This window comes from Winogradskyella sp. PC D3.3 (assembly GCF_054366245.1).
Genome location: NZ_CM135962.1, coordinates 1,881,936 through 1,900,269, shown reverse-complemented (window position 1 = coordinate 1,900,269; position 18,334 = coordinate 1,881,936). Strand labels below are relative to the sequence as shown.

The 18,334-nt window shown below is 34.6% G+C and carries 11 protein-coding genes; 2 read left to right on the top strand and 9 right to left on the bottom strand.

Features of this window, described 5'->3' with window-relative positions; all coding sequences use genetic code 11:
- Window positions 1–4: 4 nt before the first annotated feature.
- The 6 genes from ACXGSQ_RS08145 to ACXGSQ_RS08120 form a co-directional block, all read right to left on the bottom strand.
- Window positions 5–2,356 carry an ABC transporter permease gene (locus ACXGSQ_RS08145; protein WP_458629114.1) on the bottom strand — a complete coding sequence of 784 codons (2,352 nt, stop codon included), beginning with the start codon at window positions 2,354–2,356 and terminating at the stop codon, window positions 5–7.
- A gap of 149 nt (window positions 2,357–2,505) precedes the next feature.
- Window positions 2,506–4,953 (bottom strand): ABC transporter permease, encoded by a 2,448-nt coding sequence (locus ACXGSQ_RS08140; RefSeq protein ID WP_458629113.1) that lies wholly within the window; start codon window positions 4,951–4,953, stop codon window positions 2,506–2,508.
- A 24-nt stretch (window positions 4,954–4,977) separates the two neighbouring features.
- Window positions 4,978–7,395 carry an FtsX-like permease family protein gene (locus tag ACXGSQ_RS08135; RefSeq protein WP_458629112.1) on the bottom strand — a complete coding sequence of 806 codons (2,418 nt, stop codon included), beginning with the start codon at window positions 7,393–7,395 and terminating at the stop codon, window positions 4,978–4,980.
- 51 nt (window positions 7,396–7,446) lie between these two features.
- Window positions 7,447–9,846 carry an ABC transporter permease gene (locus tag ACXGSQ_RS08130; protein ID WP_458629111.1) on the bottom strand — a complete coding sequence of 800 codons (2,400 nt, stop codon included), beginning with the start codon at window positions 9,844–9,846 and terminating at the stop codon, window positions 7,447–7,449.
- Between the two features lie 187 nt (window positions 9,847–10,033).
- Complete coding sequence (locus tag ACXGSQ_RS08125) at window positions 10,034–10,711, bottom strand: ABC transporter ATP-binding protein (protein ID WP_092468267.1); 678 nt, start codon at window positions 10,709–10,711, stop codon at window positions 10,034–10,036.
- 88 nt (window positions 10,712–10,799) lie between these two features.
- Window positions 10,800–12,050, bottom strand: coding sequence for an efflux RND transporter periplasmic adaptor subunit (locus ACXGSQ_RS08120; protein WP_458629110.1), 1,251 nt, complete (start codon window positions 12,048–12,050; stop codon window positions 10,800–10,802).
- A gap of 299 nt (window positions 12,051–12,349) precedes the next feature.
- On the opposite strand from ACXGSQ_RS08120, the gene ACXGSQ_RS08115 reads away from it, so the two are divergent.
- Complete coding sequence (locus ACXGSQ_RS08115; protein ID WP_458629109.1) at window positions 12,350–13,702, top strand: sigma-54-dependent transcriptional regulator; 1,353 nt, start codon at window positions 12,350–12,352, stop codon at window positions 13,700–13,702.
- Window positions 13,692–15,035 (top strand): sensor histidine kinase, encoded by a 1,344-nt coding sequence (locus tag ACXGSQ_RS08110; RefSeq protein WP_458629108.1) that lies wholly within the window; start codon window positions 13,692–13,694, stop codon window positions 15,033–15,035. Before ACXGSQ_RS08115 ends, ACXGSQ_RS08110 begins: the two co-directional genes overlap by 11 nt.
- On the opposite strand, the gene ACXGSQ_RS08105 is transcribed toward ACXGSQ_RS08110, so the two are convergent.
- The 3 genes from ACXGSQ_RS08105 to ACXGSQ_RS08095 all read right to left on the bottom strand — a co-directional run bounded on the left by ACXGSQ_RS08105 (window position 15,032) and on the right by ACXGSQ_RS08095 (window position 18,311).
- Window positions 15,032–17,428, bottom strand: a complete 2,397-nt coding sequence (locus tag ACXGSQ_RS08105) for a protein-disulfide reductase DsbD family protein (protein ID WP_458629107.1) — start codon at window positions 17,426–17,428, stop codon at window positions 15,032–15,034. The two genes, ACXGSQ_RS08110 and ACXGSQ_RS08105, sit on opposite strands and share 4 nt — an antisense overlap.
- Window positions 17,429–17,565: 137 nt before the next feature.
- Window positions 17,566–17,976, bottom strand: coding sequence for a rhodanese-like domain-containing protein (locus ACXGSQ_RS08100; protein ID WP_458629106.1), 411 nt, complete (start codon window positions 17,974–17,976; stop codon window positions 17,566–17,568).
- Between the two features lie 20 nt (window positions 17,977–17,996).
- Window positions 17,997–18,311 carry a rhodanese-like domain-containing protein gene (locus ACXGSQ_RS08095; RefSeq protein WP_458629105.1) on the bottom strand — a complete coding sequence of 105 codons (315 nt, stop codon included), beginning with the start codon at window positions 18,309–18,311 and terminating at the stop codon, window positions 17,997–17,999.
- Between the last annotated feature and the right edge of the window lie 23 nt (window positions 18,312–18,334).

Sequence of the window (18,334 nt, the reverse complement as noted above, 5' to 3'; positions counted from 1 at the left end):
TTTTTTATTCGGTTTTTAAACTATCTACAGGATTTGCTAATGCTGCTTTTACAGCCTGAAAACTCACCGTTAACATCGCTATGATAATAGCAACGGCACCAGCTATGACAAAAATCCACCAATTAATTTCAATGCGATATGCATAATTCCCTAGCCAATTATCCATAACATACCAAGCCATAGGAATAGCGATTACGATAGCAAGACCAACAAGTTTTAAAAAGTCCTTAGATAATAATTTCACAATACCAGAAACACTAGCTCCTAATACTTTTCTTACTCCTATTTCTTTACTACGTTGTTCTGCGGTGTAAGCTGCCAATCCAAAAAGTCCTAAACATGAAATAAGAATGGCTAATAGAGCAAAGAGTTGCGATAGCTTTCCGACGAGCTGTTCACTTTTAAATTTGGCATTAAAAGCATCATCTACAAAACTGTATTCAAAAGGAAACGCTGGATTGTGTTTTTTCATCACTGCTTCAATTTTAGACAGCACATCGCTAGTTCTTAGTTTAGGATTTGTTTTTAAATACATATAGCTCGCTTCACCATGATAGTTAAAAAATAGCACAGGATCACTTTGCCCATACATGTCATCAAATAGGTAATCTTTTACAACACCAACAACCGTATACACATCTCCTCGATTTACCTTTTTACCAATAGCACTGCCTTGTCCCATCAATTTAGCAAATGATTCTGTAATTAAAACACTTGCACTGTCTTTTGCCATATTTTCATAAAACCCACGACCTTCAACGATTTCCATACCTGCAGTTTCTAAGAAATCGGAACTGACATATCTAAAGAAAATTAAGACGTCTTCAGTATTTGTGCCTCCTGTCCAAGTTAGGTTAGAACCATTATTACCTCCATTTAGAATCCCAGAATTATTTAAACCGACACTTGAAACCGCTCCTGTATGTATTAAATCTTGTTTGATGACATCAAATTTTTCAATCATCGTCCCATTGACATTCAATGAAATCAATTGGTCTTTATCAAAACCTAAATCTCTATTTTTTATATGTTGAAGTTGTTGATAGACTAGAATCGTACAAATGATAAAAACGATTGAAATTGTAAACTGTCCAACGACAAGCCCTTTTCGGATATAATTTGCAGAACCTTGAGTCACTTTTAAACCTTTTAAAACCTCAACAGGCTTAAATGAGGATAGATAAAAAGCTGGATACAGTCCAGCAAAGATGCCACACACCAATGTAATTCCTATTAAAAATAGGATATGAAATGGTTGTGCTAATCCTAAAACTAAATCTTTCTCTATGAGCAAATTAAATTGTGGTAACAATATGAAGAGCAACAACACACTCACTAAAGTTGCTATAAACGCTAAAATCAAAGCTTCAGTTATAAATTGAAAAATTAATCGTGTGCGACCAGAGCCCATAGCTTTGCGAACACCAACTTCGTTGGCACGTTTTTCACTTCGCGCTGTGGATAAATTCATAAAGTTAATACACGCAATAAGTAAGATAATTAAAGCAATGATGGTAAATAATCTCACCGAATCAATTCGACCTCCAACTTGCTTTCCATTTTCAAAATGATCTCTTAAATGCCAATCTTTTATAGACTGTAAAAATGCTTTTGAATCACTATCTCCTGTTTTTTTCTCTAATAAACCTCTTACTTGTGCATCAACAGCATTAAAATCAGCTTCTGGTGATAATTCGACAAAGGTATCTGCGAAGAAACTGCCGTATTCATTTGTCCATTCTTTATCTCCACTCCAACGTTCAAATGGCGCAATCCAGTTGATAGGAAACGTCACGTTTTTCGGTAAATTCTCAATCACTCCAGTTATGAGGTATTGATCTTTATTGTCTATAGTTAAGACTTTGCCTAATACCTTGATGTTTTCGCCATAAAGCTGTTCTGCGGTTTCTTTAGTAATAACGATAGCTTCCGGATTCTTAAAGGCGTCTTTAGCATTGCCTTCTACAAACTTTAAACTAAAAATCTCAATAAAATCGGCATCTACAAAACGTCCACCGCTATTAATGGCATTGTCATTTACCGCAAATAAAAAGTCTCTATATTTGGTACGCGATGCCTTAACAATTCCCGGAATTTCAGTTTTCATAGCTTCCGCAAATGGTCCTGGTGTAGAATTGAACGTTCGCCATTCTCCATCATATTCTTGATGCGTTGGCACGTAATACACTTGATCTTGCTTATCAAATTCCGAATTGAAACTCAACTCATCTTCAACCCATAGAAAGATTAAACTGGCACACGTAATTCCTATGGCTAATCCGAAAATATTCAGAAAGCTATACCCTTTATTTTTACGTAACGTTCGGAATGCTATTTTTATATAATTTAAAATCATATTATTTTTTGACTGAATTAATTACTTCTACTCATTATATAGTGAAGATGATGCCAAAACCCTAAACCCTTATCTATCAACAAACTAAATTTAATTCAAAACTAAATAGTGTTCGCTTTTAGTACACTATTTGTTCGTAATCGAACACTTTATTCTGAACGCAATGAGTCCACTGGATTAGCACTTGCAGCTTGTAGTGTTTTTACACTAATAACTAGTAAAGCAAAGAAAATCATAGCTAATCCGCTTACTAAAAACACCCAGAAACTTATACTTGTTTTATAGGCAAAATCTTGCAACCAATTATGAATACCGTAATAGGCAATTGGTGCCGCAATTACAAAAGCAATCGCAACCAAGATTAAGAATTCCTTACATAGGATTGTGTTAATTTGAAATAATGAAGCGCCTAAAACTTTGCGGACTCCTATTTCTTTTACACGTCGGTTCGTGGTATAAATGACAAGACCTAATAAGCCTAAACAACTAATTAAAATAGATAAACCCGTGGCCCAATTTAAAAGTTTAGACATTTTACGTTCACGATTATAGAAATTTTGAATGCTTTCGTCTAAAAACTCCACACGGTAATCATCTGTTTCGGTATAGACGGATTTATAAGCATTTTCAATTTTAGACAATGTTGTTTTTAAGCCTTCGGAAGATTCATTTTGCAATACCAAATGTAATCCCTGAAATTGACTCCAATTTGGACGGTTCCAATCGCCACGAAATGCCATAGGTTTAATATTGCTTTTCAATGAACGTTGAAAAAAATCGGCCATAACACCCACAATCGGAACATTCTCACCACCTAACAAAACGATCTTACCAACGGCTTCCTCTGGACTTTTAAAACCTAGTTTTTTTCTACAGGTTTCGTTTATGACTAACTCTTTAACCGTATCATTTCTTATACTTCTTCCGGCTAAAAGATCTAACTCAAATACGTTGGCATAATTAGTATCTCCAAAAATAAATTGTAAGTCGGTATTAACCTCATTTTCACCATTATTATAGGAAAGAGACGTACTATTTGTGGATATCGATGCAGGAGGTGTACCACCAATACTAATGTCTTTTATTTCTGGAATAGCTCTTAATTTTTCAGCATAAAGCTCTTTTTTGGAAACTTCACGCTCACCTCTTGGACTATAAACAGTAACAATAGCATCCGTTTTAAACCCCATATCTGTAGTGAGCAGAAAATTAATTTGTTTACCAACCAACAAGGTGGCAATTATGAATATCTGAGCAATAGTGAACTGAAAAATGGTTAAAAACTTTCTTAGTTTCACCTTTTTATCGCCAACAGCTAAATGATTTTTTAATACGGAAACGGTATTAAATTTTGATAAAATTAGGGCTGGATAAAATCCTGATAAAAAGGTTACGATGATTAATAAAACGATAACACTAACAACAATTAAAGGCGATTTAAAAAGCTCAAAATTTAGACCATCTGGCACAAAATCTGAAAACACATTTATTAACCATTTAGAAAGTAAAACAGACAATAGAGCAGATACTAGCACCAATAAAAAGGTCTCTCCCATAAACTGACCAATCAATTGCTTTCTAGAACTCCCTAAGGTTTTACGAATACCAATTTCTTTGGCGCGTTGAGATGCTTGTGCTGTATTGAGGTTAATAAAATTGATACAGCCTAACAATAACAAGAATACAGCCACTAAAGCTAAGTTTGTCAGTAATGATTTATTGGCTTGCCCTTTGGTCCAATCATAAATGCCATATTTTTGATTAAAATGAATATCTGACAGCGGCTGTAATCCAAACTTTTGCTCGTCACCATATTTTTTTGAATCTTCATCTTGGTGCGCTGCAGCTAAATTATCAAGACGATTTTGTATGGTTGATACATCGGCATTAGAAGCTACTTTTACAAACAGTTGTGAAGCATCATTTGTATTATTCCAATTTAAATTGAGGAAATTTTCTCGTAATCGGGTTTGCAAAAGAAGAGGTTTTGCGATAAATTCTTCGAATACAAAATCGGTTCTTTCTTTAAAATTTTCAACAATACCTGATACAGTAACATTAAGGGAATCGTTATAAACTAAAGTCTTTCCTATAATATCTGAAGGTACCGTATTTGGAAAATAATCTGCTGCTCTATTTTCTGTTAGTATAACACTATTTGGATGTGATAAGATGCTAGTTTCATCTCCTGCTAAAAAGGTGTAATTGAAAATCTTAAAATAATTGGCATCTGTAAAAATGACGAAGTTTGGCCACTTAAATTCTGAACCTAATTCTCTATTTTCAACTTTTGAAGGGCGTTCTATATAAAAGCTACCAACCGTTTCAAAATTAGAATCATCCTTTATTTCATCCTCTAAGGCTAAGGTGACTCCTGAAATAGAAAAGGTATCTTCTGGACTAATTAAATCGGTAACCACTCGATAAATTCGATCACCATCTTTATGAAAGTCATCAAAAGTAGCATCATAATACACCATTAAACCAATTACAAACGACGCACTTAATCCTATAGTAAGACCTATGATATTTATTAGAGAAAACACCTTATGCTTCATAAGGTTCCTCCAGGCTATTTTGAAATAATTCTTAATCATGATGTGTATGATTTAATGGATTAGTTATTCCGTTCTTAAAGATTCTACAGGATTAGAGGTTGCGGCTTTTATTGTTTTTACGGCTATGGTTAGTATGGCTATTAATACTGCAATTCCACCTGCCGCGAGGAACATCCAAATATTAAGATCAATACGATAAGCATAGTTCTGTAACCATTTATTCATGCTCCACCATGCAATTGGTGTAGCCACAAGAAATGCAATAACAACCAATTTTAAAAAGTCTTTGGTAAGTAAAATTGTAATCGCAGAGACACTTGCTCCCACAATTTTACGCACGCCAATTTCTTTTCGTCGTTGTGCCACAATAAGCAATGACATGGCAAACAAACCGATACAACTTAAGATAATGGCGAGTATGGAACCACTACCAATCATGGTAATCATGGTGCGTTCGTTGCGTAAGGTTCGTTCTATATTTTCATTTAAAAATGAGCCTTGAAATTCCACATTAGGCTCTATGGTATTCCAAGCAGTTTTTACATCATCGTAAGCCTGTTCTAAATTCTGAGATGTGACTTTAACGTAAGCATTTCTGAGATTCCAATTAGGAAGTGCAAATAAGGTCATAGGTGCAATATGCTGATCTAATTCCTGAAAGTTAAAATCCTCAATAACTCCAATGATATTATACGAAGCATCATCGAGCGTGATTTGAGATGCTAAAATATCGTCTTCATTCATCTGTTTGGCCATTGCTTGGTTGATAATAACCGATAGACTGTCGCTCACCAGATTTTTTCGAAATGAACGGCCTTCAATGATATTCAAATCTAAAGTTTCAACATAATCGGCATCAACGACTATCATATGCGTATCCACTCCACGTCCTTTATGCTCAAAACCTAAGATGCTCGTCGTTCGATTGCCATCTTTACCAATACCCAAAATATTATTAGATGCTGTGATGCTCACAATATTCGGCTTATCCTGAAGCGTATTTCGAAGTAATTCTATAGCCTTTTGGTCGTTGTGTTTTCCATTAAGCGGAAAGGCAATCACCTGATCTTTATTAAACCCTAAATCTTTAGTTCGCATAAATTCTACCTGATCCCAAAGTACAAGCGTACCACTGATCAATAAAATAGCAATCCCAAATTGTAAAACCATTAAACTGTTACGTAAACGATTTTTACCATTCACTTGTAGCTTTCCTTTTAAACTTTGTAAAGTTCCTAGACGACTCATGAGTAATGCAGGATAACCACCGGCAATTAATGTAATAAGCAAAACACTAAAAATTAGCAAAATCAGTAATGATGGATTTAGTAACGTTGCCAATGAAGCTTGCGTTCTAAAGAGTGTTTGAAAATAAGGTAGTAACACCACAGCTAATAAGATCCCTAAACCTATAGCCATTAAAAACACCAAAATGCTCTCTCCCCAAAATTGAAAGAAGAGCTGTTTTTTATTGGCTCCAAGCGTTTTTCGCATGCCGATTTCACGCAAACGTTGTGAACTTTTGGCAATACTCATATTTATAAAATTCACACAAGCGATAAACAGAATTAAAAAAGAAATTCCCAAAACTAAATACGGCATGGTCCGATTAACACTAACAACACCTTGATTAAAATTCGCAAAGCGAACATCTGCCAACGGCAATAGTTTTATTTGTCTATAAAGGCCATCTGCATTAGGCTCAAAACCATCTCGTTTGGCATTATCAATCTCATTTTTATAATGTAGTTGGGTAAAATCCGCTGTGCTTTTCTCAAATTGTTCAGGTTTTAATCCTTCAGAAAGTTGCATAAACACCTCATGATTCTCCATATCCCAACGCCCAACAGTTCTGGCATAAGCATGCTCATTTTGACTTTTAAAATTGAGAACGATATCAAAACCAATAGAACTTGTATCCGGAAAATCTTCAATAATCGTGGTAACATTAAAAGGCACTTCTACTTCATCTCTTAAAATCGTAACGGTTTGCCCTATAGGGTTCTCATCTCCAAATATGCGTTTTGCAGCCTGCTCTGTCATTGCAACCGAAGACTCTGATGTTATTGGATGTTTTGTATCTCCTTTTACAATGGGAAAACTGAACATATCAAAAAAGTCGGGATCTACATAAGCCGTCCCCATGCCAAGTTGCTTGTCTTGATACGTTAATAAGACTCCAGAACCACTATAACGTGTTATTTTCTCTACTCCTGTAACCTCATCTTTAAGTGCAGCTGCAAAAGGTTCAGATTTTGAGGTATTGGCTTCAATACCGTATGGTCCACTATCTTCTGAATACACTTTATAAATCGCATCTCCATGGTCATGAAAGCGATCAAAAGACAATTGAAAAACCGCAAACATGCCTAATAATAAGGCCACTCCAAATGCCATTGTAAGTCCTACAACATTGAGTGCCGTAAACGTTCTGTTCTTCCAGAGGTTTCTGAGTGCTATTTTGAAATAATTTTTAAACATAGTTTCAAAGAATTACTGTTCGTTTTTTGATTGATTGATTGATTGATTGATTTATTCTGTTCTCAACGATTTCACCGGATTTGACGTGGCTGCTTTTATGGCTTGGAAGCTTACAGTGATTAGTGTAATGATTAATGCTCCAAAACAAGCGATCGCAAAGACATCCCAACTTACGGTGGTACGGTAACTGAACTTCTGCAACCATTGTCCCATAATATAATAAGCTAACGGTGATGCAATTAACAATGCGATGATCACAAGCGTGATGAAGTCTTTTGAAAGCAATAACCACAACTGACTGATTGATGCTCCTAATACTTTACGGACTCCAATTTCCTTAGTACGCTGTTCTGCAACAAACGATGCCAATCCAAAAAGTCCTAAGCAACTTATAAAAATCGCTAATACTGTAAAGACTCTTGCTAAACTGGCAACACGTTCTTCAGACTTAAACTTTGCTCCATATTCTTCATCCACAAATTGATAATCGAATGGTGTGTTTGGGAAGTTCTTTTTAAAGACTGCTTCTATCAACGCTAAATTTTCACTAGTGCTTTTTTCAGGATTAAGTCTTACATTATAAAACGCCGTATTATCCTCGCTATCAAAAACATACATCGCTTGTTTCACAGGACTGTAAGGCGATTGAATAATCATATCTTCAACAACGCCTACAATTTTTAAAGGTGGACTTGGATCTTCAGTATCAGAATCCCTTATATATTTCCCTATAGGATTTTTGATATTCATATATTTTACAGCGGTTTCATTAAGAAGTACCGCATTAGAATCTGAAGCAAATGCTCTCGAAAACCCTCTCCCTTCTAATACTTTTAAACCTAAAGTTTCAACAAATTCATAAGACACAGAAGTGTAGGCTAAATCTTCTTGAAACCCCTCAGGTTTACCATCCCAAGTATAGCCAGATCGGTTAGACCACACATTAGTCATTGGCCCACTTGTACCCGTCATTTCTAAAGCACCTCCAGAGGCTATAAACTGATTCCTCATGATATCTTTTTTCCCGATAAACTCGTTACTCATTACAGGAATTTGAATCAATCCTTCTTTATTATATCCAACAGGGCGATCTTTAGAAAACTGAATTTGATTCATTACCACTAATGTTCCTATAATTAATGCTACAGAAACGGTAAACTGTGCTACCACCAAAATTTTTCGAGGTAAGGATGAATAGCGACCAGATTTAAAAGTACCTTTTAATACCGCTACAGGATTAAAAGATGACAAATACAATGCCGGATAACTTCCTGCTAAAAATGCCGTAATAATTACAAACACTAATGCTATCAACCAGAATTGAAGACTTGTCCACGGAAAAACAATGGCTTTACTCGCTAGGTTATTAAATCCATTTAAGAATAACAACACTAAACCAAGTGCAACAATAAATGAGAGAAAAACTATTAAAAACGATTCACTTAAAAATTGAAAAATAAGCTGACTACGTTGTGAGCCAATCGATTTTCTAATACCAACTTCGGTCGCTCGTTTTTCGGAACGTGCGGTACTTAAATTCACAAAATTGATACAAGCTAATAACAGAATGAATATACCTATAATACCAAACAACCAAACATTTTCAATACGTCCGCCAGATTGCACTCCGTTTTCAAACTCACTTCGCAAATACCAATCTTTCATGGGTAATAAAAATAGTTGCGGATTAAATTGAGCTGTTTCAGATGAGGCATTTTTCTTTACATCACTAATTTTAGAATTGACCACATCCATAGTGGTATTCGCATTGATTTGCACAAACAACTGAAAAGAATTGTTTCCCCATGATTCTTTAGACCATTCAATCCAATCTTGCGTAGTGATATAATGCTTCCAAGGCATGATATATTTCATGTCGCTAAACGAATTGTTAGCTGGTATATCTTTATAAATTGCAGTGACCACTAAATCATCTTCGTTATTTACTTTTACGATTTTACCAAGTGCTGTATCATTCCCAAATAAAGCATTGGCAGCAGATTCAGAAAGCATGATTGAATGTTTCTCTTTAAGTCCATCTTTAACACCTGCAATAATATCCAAGTCCAACATATCGGTTGCTCCTTCTTGCATCGCGTTTCCTGTTCTGTAAATGTTGGTTTCACCAAATTTCAGGTATCGTGGTTGCTCCCAAGATGACATCACAATATGTTTAAAGTTATCTTTATGATCTTGACGCAAAGCAAACTCTAATGGTCTCGGAATTGCTGGACTAGTTCCAATAGTATTATTTATAGTCTGACTTTGAAATATTTGAGCTATAGTCTCTTTATTTTCAAAATGATTATTAAAATTTAATTCATCAGTGACCCATAAACCAATCATAATCGTCGCTGCCATGCCAACAGCTAAACCGGATATATTGATAAATGAATACACCTTATTTTTAATAAGATTCCTAAACGCTATTTTGAAATAATTTTTTAGCATGATTTCTAAAATTACTGTTCGTTTCTTGATTGATTTGGTTTCAACACTTCAGCACAGATTGGTTGGTTAATTGGTTGGTTGATGACGTACTGAAGTATTTCCACCTGATTGATTGATTGATTGATTGATTGATTGATTGATTGATTCCAGACCTGTAAGGTTTTAAAAAACTGACAGGTCTATTATATTAAGCCAAAATGTTCTCGGTTACTTTTTGCCCGTCCAACATTCTGATAATCCTATGACTGTATTTTGCATCATGCTCACTGTGGGTTACCATGATGATGGTTGTTCCAGCTTCATTAAGATCTATTAATAAATCCATAACCTCATTACCATTGGTGCTATCTAAATTTCCTGTTGGTTCATCAGCTAATATTAATTTTGGATTATTAACCACCGCTCTCGCTACTGCCACACGTTGTTGTTGACCACCTGACAATTGCTGAGGAAAATGATTACGACGATGCATAATTTGCATTTTTTCTAAAACCGCTTCCACTTGTTTTTTACGTTCTGCCGGTTTTACACCGGTGTAGATTAATGGTAATTCTACATTTTCAAAAACGGTAAGTTCATCGATCAAATTAAAGCTCTGAAATACAAAACCGATATTATGTTTACGTAATTCTGAACGTTTACGCTCATTGTAACCAGCGACTTCAGTACCATTAAACATAAAGCTGCCTCCATCTGGATCATCTAATAACCCTAAAATGTTTAATAAGGTCGATTTCCCACATCCTGAAGGTCCCATGATTGCCACAAACTCACCTTCTTTTACATTAAAAGACAACTTATTTAAAGCTATGGTTTGCACTTCTTCGGTTTTATAAAATTTCTCTAAGTCCGTAATTTGTATCATTGTATTTGTTTTTTGGCTGTTGGCCCTTAGCTGTTAGCCTTTAGCTTGTTAGTTGTTAACTCTTAATTATTTCTCTATTCTCTTGTTTCTATTTCAAAATCAACTCTTCCGAATCACCAAAAGCATCATAACTTGATGTCACTACTTTATCACCAGGATTTAATCCCTCAAGCACTTCGTAGTATTCTGTATTCTGACTTCCTAATCTGATATTTACTTTGTAGGCCGTATTACCATCTTCACTCACTTTAAACACCCAATTGCCTCCTGTTTTTTGAAAAAACCCACCTTTTGAAACTAATAAGGCTTCTTTTTCGGCACTCAAGGCCACACGGATCTGTAAGTTTTGACCTCTTCTGATGCCTTCTGGTACATCTCCTTCAAATTTCATGTCCACTTGAAAACGACCATTGGTGACTTGAGTAAATACTTTTTTAATGACTAACGTGTAGGTTTTATTATTCAACGTAAAAGTTCCGATTTGACCATTATAGATTCTAGAAATATAATGCTCATCGATATCAACTCTTACCTTGTAACCACTAGTGACATCAACTTGTCCTAATCGTGTCCCTTTATTTATGGATTGTCCGATTTCAGCATCAAGAGATGTTAATTGCCCATCAATTGGAGCTCTAACCACTAAATCACCTACTTTTTTTCGCATTAATTCTAAAGCACTTTGAGTTCTGGCATAAGAGTTTTTTGCTTGGCTTACTTCTAATTTAGACGAAATAGTATCTTCTTTTAAGACTTGTTTAGCCAGTTTCATACGTTCTTTTTGGTACTCATAATTATTCTGAGACGACTCGTAGTCCATTCGTCCTATGGCTCCTTTTTCATATAAGCGTTTATTCAAATTATAAACACGTTCTGCTTCAATCAGATTGTTTTCAACATCAGTAAATTGATTTTGTCTGTTGATGGTATTTTGACGCGCTGCATTTTGAGAAATCTGCATTTGCGTTAACAAGTTATATACTGAAGTTTCTTGGTTTACAAGACTCAATTCCAAATCCGTATTCGATAGTCTTAAAATAGGTTCTCCTTTTTTCAGCATGGCTCCATCTTCAACAAACTTCTCTTCTACACGTCCACCTTCTAAAGCATCTAAATAAATCGTCGTCACAGGAAGCACAATGCCATTAACTGGAATATTTTCTTGAAAGACACCTTTAGAAACGGTATTGATTGAAATACGTTCTTTTTCAACATTCAATTTTGAACCACCTGAGGTTTGAAAAATAACATACACGATTAAAGCCACTATGGCTAAAATACCTAAAGCTAATCCTAATTTTTGATTTGAAAATTTCTTCTTCTGAATTGGAACGTCCATTATATCTCTTTTATTTATACCATTTATATAGTGAAGATGATGCCAAAACCACAAAAACCTTATTTACAGACACTTACATTCAATCCCAAAACTAAAAGTGTCCGTTTTTGATACACTTTATGTTCGAAAACGCACACTTTTGAAGGCTCTAAAAATTTAGGTTTTGTAATTTTTATAAGCCCAAGATAAAATCGTAATATTGTAAACACAACCTTAGAATGAGCTCCATACGTTATTTCCGAAGAATGACATTGGGCTTTGAAAGGACTTCCTAATAAATAAACCTCGATTATCGAGTGATGGTATTAAAAAACGCTACAATATTAGTTATAGACGATGATGTTGATGTATTAACAGCATTACGCCTGCTTTTAAAACCACTAGTTAAGGAAGTGGTTACCGAAAAAAATCCGAGTAATATTACGTCTCAAATTGAGCGTACCTCCTACGACATTATCATTTTAGACATGAACTTTAATGGTTTAGTCAATACAGGTAACGAAGGTATCTTTTGGCTAAATAAAATTCGGAAACAAAAACCTGAAACCTCAGTTATTTTAATGACCGCTTATGCTGATATTGATTTAGCGATTAGAGGATTAAAAGAAGGAGCTTCTGACTTTTTGATGAAACCTTGGAAGAATGAAAAAATTGTAGAAACGATTACAACGATCCTAAGTCAAAAGAAATCCCAAAACACTCAGAAGAAACAATTTAATAGTAATACCGTTGAAATCATTGGCGACAGTGATGTTATGACGGATGTCTTTACCAAACTTAAAAAAGTGGCACCAACAGATGCCAACGTTTTAATCCTTGGTGAAAACGGCACAGGTAAAGATTTAATTGCTCGTGCGCTTCATGATAACTCCAATAGAAAACACCAACCTTTTGTAAAAGTCGATGTTGGTGCTTTAACCGAATCATTATTTGAAAGTGAATTATTCGGGTATAAAAAAGGAGCGTTTACAGACGCTAGAGAAGATAGAAAAGGCCGTTTTGAAGCTGCCCATGGTGGTACATTATTTTTAGATGAAATTGGCAATATTAGTTTAGCCCAACAAGCACGATTGCTCACCGTTTTACAAAATAGACAAGTGACGCCTTTAGGTTCTAATACTTCAATTCCTATTGACATTCGCTTAGTTTGTGCGACGAATATTGACCCACAAATTTTAGCGGATGAAAAGAAGTTTCGAAAAGATTTAATTTACAGAATAAATACGGTGGATATTATTGCGCCACCACTTAGAGATCGTGGCACAGATATTACCGAATTAGCACATCATTTTGTCACCTTATATGCCGAAAAATATAATAAAAGTCCGTTTTCATTTGATTCGGGTTTTATTTCAAAATTAAAAAACCACGATTTTCCGGGTAATGTTAGAGAATTACAATACGTTTTAGAACGTGCTGTGATAATGACCGATGGTTCCGTTTTAAAACCTGAAGACTTAGTGTTTTCATCAATAGAACGTCCGTCCTCAGCAACGAGTATTACCACGAAAAGTTTAAACTTAGACGATTTAGAAAAAAATGCGATTTTAAATGTCCTTGAAAAAAATAAGGGCAACGTGTCAAAATCGGCTAAAGAACTAGGAATTACAAGAGCTGCTTTATACCGAAGACTAGAAAAGTATGAACTATAGAAGTTACATCTTTTGGCTCTTTTTTAGAATTCTGCTTTTAGTGAGTACCATACTTGCATTAGCCTATACCATATATAAGGAACAGACGGCTTACATCGTAGTAATTAGCATTGCACTACTTTACTTATGTATTAATACCTACACGTTTGTAAAACGAAGGTTTGTGGTGATGGATGATTTTTTTGAAGCGGTTAAGTATCGTGACTTTTCGAGATGGTTTCCAGAAGACAGAGGCCCAAAAGATATTCGTTTTTTATACACAGGCTTTAATGAAATTAATAGAACCATTAAAGAAATCAACTCTCAAAACGAAGCGCAATACGTTTACCTTCAAAAGATTTTAGAAATGGTAGACATTGGGATTATTGCGTATAATATAGAATCTGGTGACGTGCTATGGAGTAATGATTCTTTTGGGGAAACGCTAGATATGCCGTCGTTTAAAAATATTCGGTTTGTAGAAAACAGAAAACCAGAATTATTCAATACCATTTTTGAAACCTACCATAGAGAACCGAATTCCATTTCGATTGCGCTTCAAAATGAAAGTATTAAAATCTTGATTTCGGATACCGTATTTCAGGTTAAAGAGGATGCGTTCAAATTAATTGTGATTCAGAATATCGATGATACTTTAAATAAAAATGAATCGGAATCTTGGAAGAAACTTTTAAGTGTGATGACACACGAAATCATGAATTCTATTGCTCCGATTTCATCCTTAGCAGATACCCTTCAAAAAAACTTACAATTAGCCATAGAACAACCTGAAGAAACACGACTTGAGTTAGACGATTTAAACGCTGGAGTCAAAACCATTAAAAACCGTAGTGAAGGCCTTTTAAAATTTGCGAAGACCTATAGAAGTTTGAGCAAAGTCACACACCTCAACCTACAACGTGTTAAAATTGAAGACTTATTTAATAATCTTCAGTTGTTAATGGAACCTTCAATAAAGGCGAAAAATATAAGTATAGCATTTAATGTCACCTCTCCTAAACTAGAATTGGATATTGACACCCATCTTATAGAACAAGTCTTAATCAACCTTATTTTAAACGCTATTGATGCTTGTAAAGATGAAGCCCATCCCGAAATTAAAGTCCTTGCTTCTGAAAACCCCAATAGAGATATTGTAATTAAAGTTTTAGACAATGGCTCTGGAATTCCTAAAGACATTTTAGAAAATATCTTTGTACCGTTCTTTACTAGTAAAACGACAGGAAGTGGCATTGGATTAAGCCTTTGTAAGCAAATTATGTTACTTCATAAAGGTAGAATTATTGTAAAAAGTGTGGAAGGTGAAGGTTCTGTATTTAGTTTGGTGTTTTAATTTTTAAAATTTTCAATCCCTTCTTTTAACCAAGCCTCATATTCCTCTATATCTGGAGTATAAGCAACAGGCTCATTTAGATTTTCTTCATTATGATCCATCAAAACATAATACGGCTGTGTATTGGTTTTATATTTAATGGTTTGCATTTCGCTCCATAGCTGCCCTTTGTTTCTTAGTTTTTTCCCTGGTCTTAATTTAGAATCTGGTGCTTCACCTTCAGGAAAATCTATTTGCTCATCTACGTATAGTGAAATAAGCACAATATCATTTTTAAGCTTAGATAACACTTGAGGATCTACCCAAACATTTTGTTCCATCTTTCGGCAATTAACGCAAGCCCAACCTGTAAAATCGAGCATTACTGGCTTTCCTACTTTTTTAGCATAAGCCAAACCGGTTTCGTAATCATTAAATGCTAAAATATCATGTGGTGCTAACAAATGAGCTCCCTCAGGAATATCTATTGTACTTGCTGAACCACCACCTTTAGAATTACCAACTCCATACGGAGATTCAGAATAATCTAATGGAGGAGGAAAGGCACTTATAATTTTTAAAGGTGCACCCCAAAGTCCAGGAATCATATAAATTGTAAACGTCAATGTTAGTAAACCAAATAATAGTCGTCCTACAGAAATATGTTTTAATGGAGAATCGTGTGGTAATTGGATTTTCCCAAAGAGATATAACGACAATGTTCCAAAAACAGCAATCCATATCGCTATGAATACTTCACGTTCTAAGAAATGTAATTGCAATACTAAATCGGCTTGCGATAAGAATTTAAACGCTAGGGCTAATTCTAAAAATCCTAAAACGACTTTCACAGTATTTAACCAGCCTCCTGATTTTGGTAATGAATTTAACCAACCTGGAAAAGCAGCAAATAATGCAAAAGGTAATGCGATTGCAGATGAAAAGCCTAACATTCCTATTACGGGTGCGATACCTCCTTTTGAAGCCGCTTCAACCAAAATAGTTCCAACTATTGGCCCTGTACAAGAAAACGAGACAATGGCTAAGGCTAAAGCCATAAAAAAGATGCCAACAAGTCCACCTCTATCAGCTTGCCTATCGGCTTTATTTGCCCATGAATTTGGTAATACAATTTCAAAAGCACCTAAAAATGAAATGGCAAAAACCACTAATAATATAAAGAAAATAAGGTTAAACCAAACGTTTGTTGCTAAGGCATTTAAGGCATCGGCACCAAAAATTGCTGTTATGATTGTTCCTAATAAAACATAGATAATAATAATTGATAAACCATAAATAATAGCATTACGGATGCCTTTGGCTTTAGATTGGCTTTGTTTTATAAAGAAACTTACTGTCATTGGTATCATTGGAAACACGCATGGTGTTAATAACGCGACAAATCCTGAAAAGAAAGCAATAATAAAAATAGACCATAAACCTTTGCTCGACTCATCGTCGATATCCGAGGCTTCGTTCACATCCGATTTAGCAACAACAGTCTTAGTTAAATCATATTCTAAATCGACATAAGTTGGCGCTGTACATTGCGTATCATTGCAAGACATAAAACCAACCTCCGATACAACTTTAGAAATTGTTGCATCTGAAACTTTTATTTTCTGTCTAAATTGAGCTTTATTTTTAAAGTATTTAATCTTCATATCGAAGACCTTATCTATACTCTCTTCTCCTTTTTCTTCGTTAGTTGCTCCAACCAGAGCAACCCCTTCTTTTAATGTATAATCAAAACTTGTTGGAATTGGTCCGCCTTCATCAATATTTTGAGCATATAGTTTCCAACCTTTATCTATGGTTGCTGTAGCCACTAAAATCAATTCAGTATCATTCAATTTTTCAACAGAAGTACTCCATTTAACAGGTTCAATGATTTTAGGAGTCGCTCCCATAATATCGAGACTCACTTCTGAAGCATCCTCTTCAGCGTCTAAGTCGTTCTTAAAATTGAATTTAAGGTCTATATAATTTGGTGGCAAACACTTTTCATCATCACAAACCATAAATTCCACCTCAGCTTCAACTAATGATAATTCTTTATTTAGAATTTTAATACGTTGAGAGAACTCTGCCTTATTTTCAAAAAACTTGATGCGCATTTGAAAAACAGGATCATCAACAGTATGTCCATCTTCCTCTAACGTTTTACCTACAAGTTCAAAATCCTTTGTATTGGTATATGAAAAACTAGTCGCAATTGGTCCATTCTCTGGAACATTTTGCGAATACAAATGCCACCCTGAATCTATAGTTGCTATTGAAATAAGGTTGTATTCCGTATCGGAAATCTTTTCGACTTTTGTTTCCCATTTTACGGGATCGAAAACTTGAGAAAATAAATTGAATGAAAACGAAAATGCCAAAAGGCAAAGTAGAAGTGCTTTTTTAAAATTCATAAACGACATGTTAATTTGCAAATGTAACAGAAGTCTTTCAGCTCTCTGTTTACAGTCGTCTAATTTATAAAAATCTTAAGAATTCGAGAAGAGAATTAGGAGTATAAAAAAACCGAACGTTAAGTTCGGTTAGTGTGTTAAGATTTTCCTTCGGTTTTTATATCGTTAGCGTGTTGCCATTTGGAAATTCCGCCTTGTAAATCATATATTTTTTTAAATCCTGCATCTTTCATCTTTTTAGCACATTTAGCACTTCGACCGCCAGATTTACAATACAGTATCACAGGTTTATTTTTATCTAATTTTGTTATGTCGTCATCAAATGTTGGAGACATAAAATCAATGTTTTGCGCATTAGCAATAAAACCTCCATCGTATTCTTTAGGCGTTCTTACATCTATTAATTGCACTTCCTCCAACTCTAAAATAGATTGCATTTCATCAGCTGTTATTAGCTTTATTTCAGAGTCGGTCTCAACACTATTTAAACAACTTGTGCTAACTCCTAGCGTTAACAATAAACAACATATTACAAATACTCTTTTCATTATTGTTTGTTTTAAAATCATTACTTGTGGGCAACTTCACCTTGCCATTCATTAAAACCACCTAAAAGGTTATAAGCATTTTCAATATCTAATTGATTCATAATGGCACAAGCTTGTCCACTTCTATTACCCGACTTACAATATACATAGTAATTTTTTGTTTTATCTAATTCTTCTACTTCATAAATAAAACCCTGTCCTTTAAATATATCAATATGAATTGCATTAGGAATCATACCTAAATTTATTTCATCTTGTGTTCTTACATCCAAAACAACAGCATTATCGTCTGCTTCGAGTTGTTTTGTCCATTCTTCTTGTGATAAATCAGCCATTTTTTTAATCTAAATTTTTAGCA

Bases quoted from the DNA above. Each gene is read 5' to 3' on its own strand.
- ACXGSQ_RS08095 (WP_458629105.1), bottom strand. From the start codon at position 18,311: ATGGCTGATTTATCACAAGAAGAATGGACAAAACAACTCGAAGCAGAC.
- ACXGSQ_RS08140 (WP_458629113.1), bottom strand. From the start codon at position 4,953: ATGATTAAGAATTATTTCAAAATAGCCTGGAGGAACCTTATGAAGCAT.
- ACXGSQ_RS08125 (WP_092468267.1), bottom strand. From the start codon at position 10,711: ATGATACAAATTACGGACTTAGAGAAATTTTATAAAACCGAAGAAGTG.
- ACXGSQ_RS08135 (WP_458629112.1), bottom strand. From the start codon at position 7,395: ATGTTTAAAAATTATTTCAAAATAGCACTCAGAAACCTCTGGAAGAAC.
- ACXGSQ_RS08115 (WP_458629109.1), top strand. From the start codon at position 12,350: ATGGTATTAAAAAACGCTACAATATTAGTTATAGACGATGATGTTGAT.
- ACXGSQ_RS08130 (WP_458629111.1), bottom strand. From the start codon at position 9,846: ATGCTAAAAAATTATTTCAAAATAGCGTTTAGGAATCTTATTAAAAAT.
- ACXGSQ_RS08145 (WP_458629114.1), bottom strand. From the start codon at position 2,356: ATGATTTTAAATTATATAAAAATAGCATTCCGAACGTTACGTAAAAAT.
- ACXGSQ_RS08110 (WP_458629108.1), top strand. From the start codon at position 13,692: ATGAACTATAGAAGTTACATCTTTTGGCTCTTTTTTAGAATTCTGCTT.
- ACXGSQ_RS08120 (WP_458629110.1), bottom strand. From the start codon at position 12,050: ATGGACGTTCCAATTCAGAAGAAGAAATTTTCAAATCAAAAATTAGGA.
- ACXGSQ_RS08105 (WP_458629107.1), bottom strand. From the start codon at position 17,428: ATGAATTTTAAAAAAGCACTTCTACTTTGCCTTTTGGCATTTTCGTTT.
- ACXGSQ_RS08100 (WP_458629106.1), bottom strand. From the start codon at position 17,976: ATGAAAAGAGTATTTGTAATATGTTGTTTATTGTTAACGCTAGGAGTT.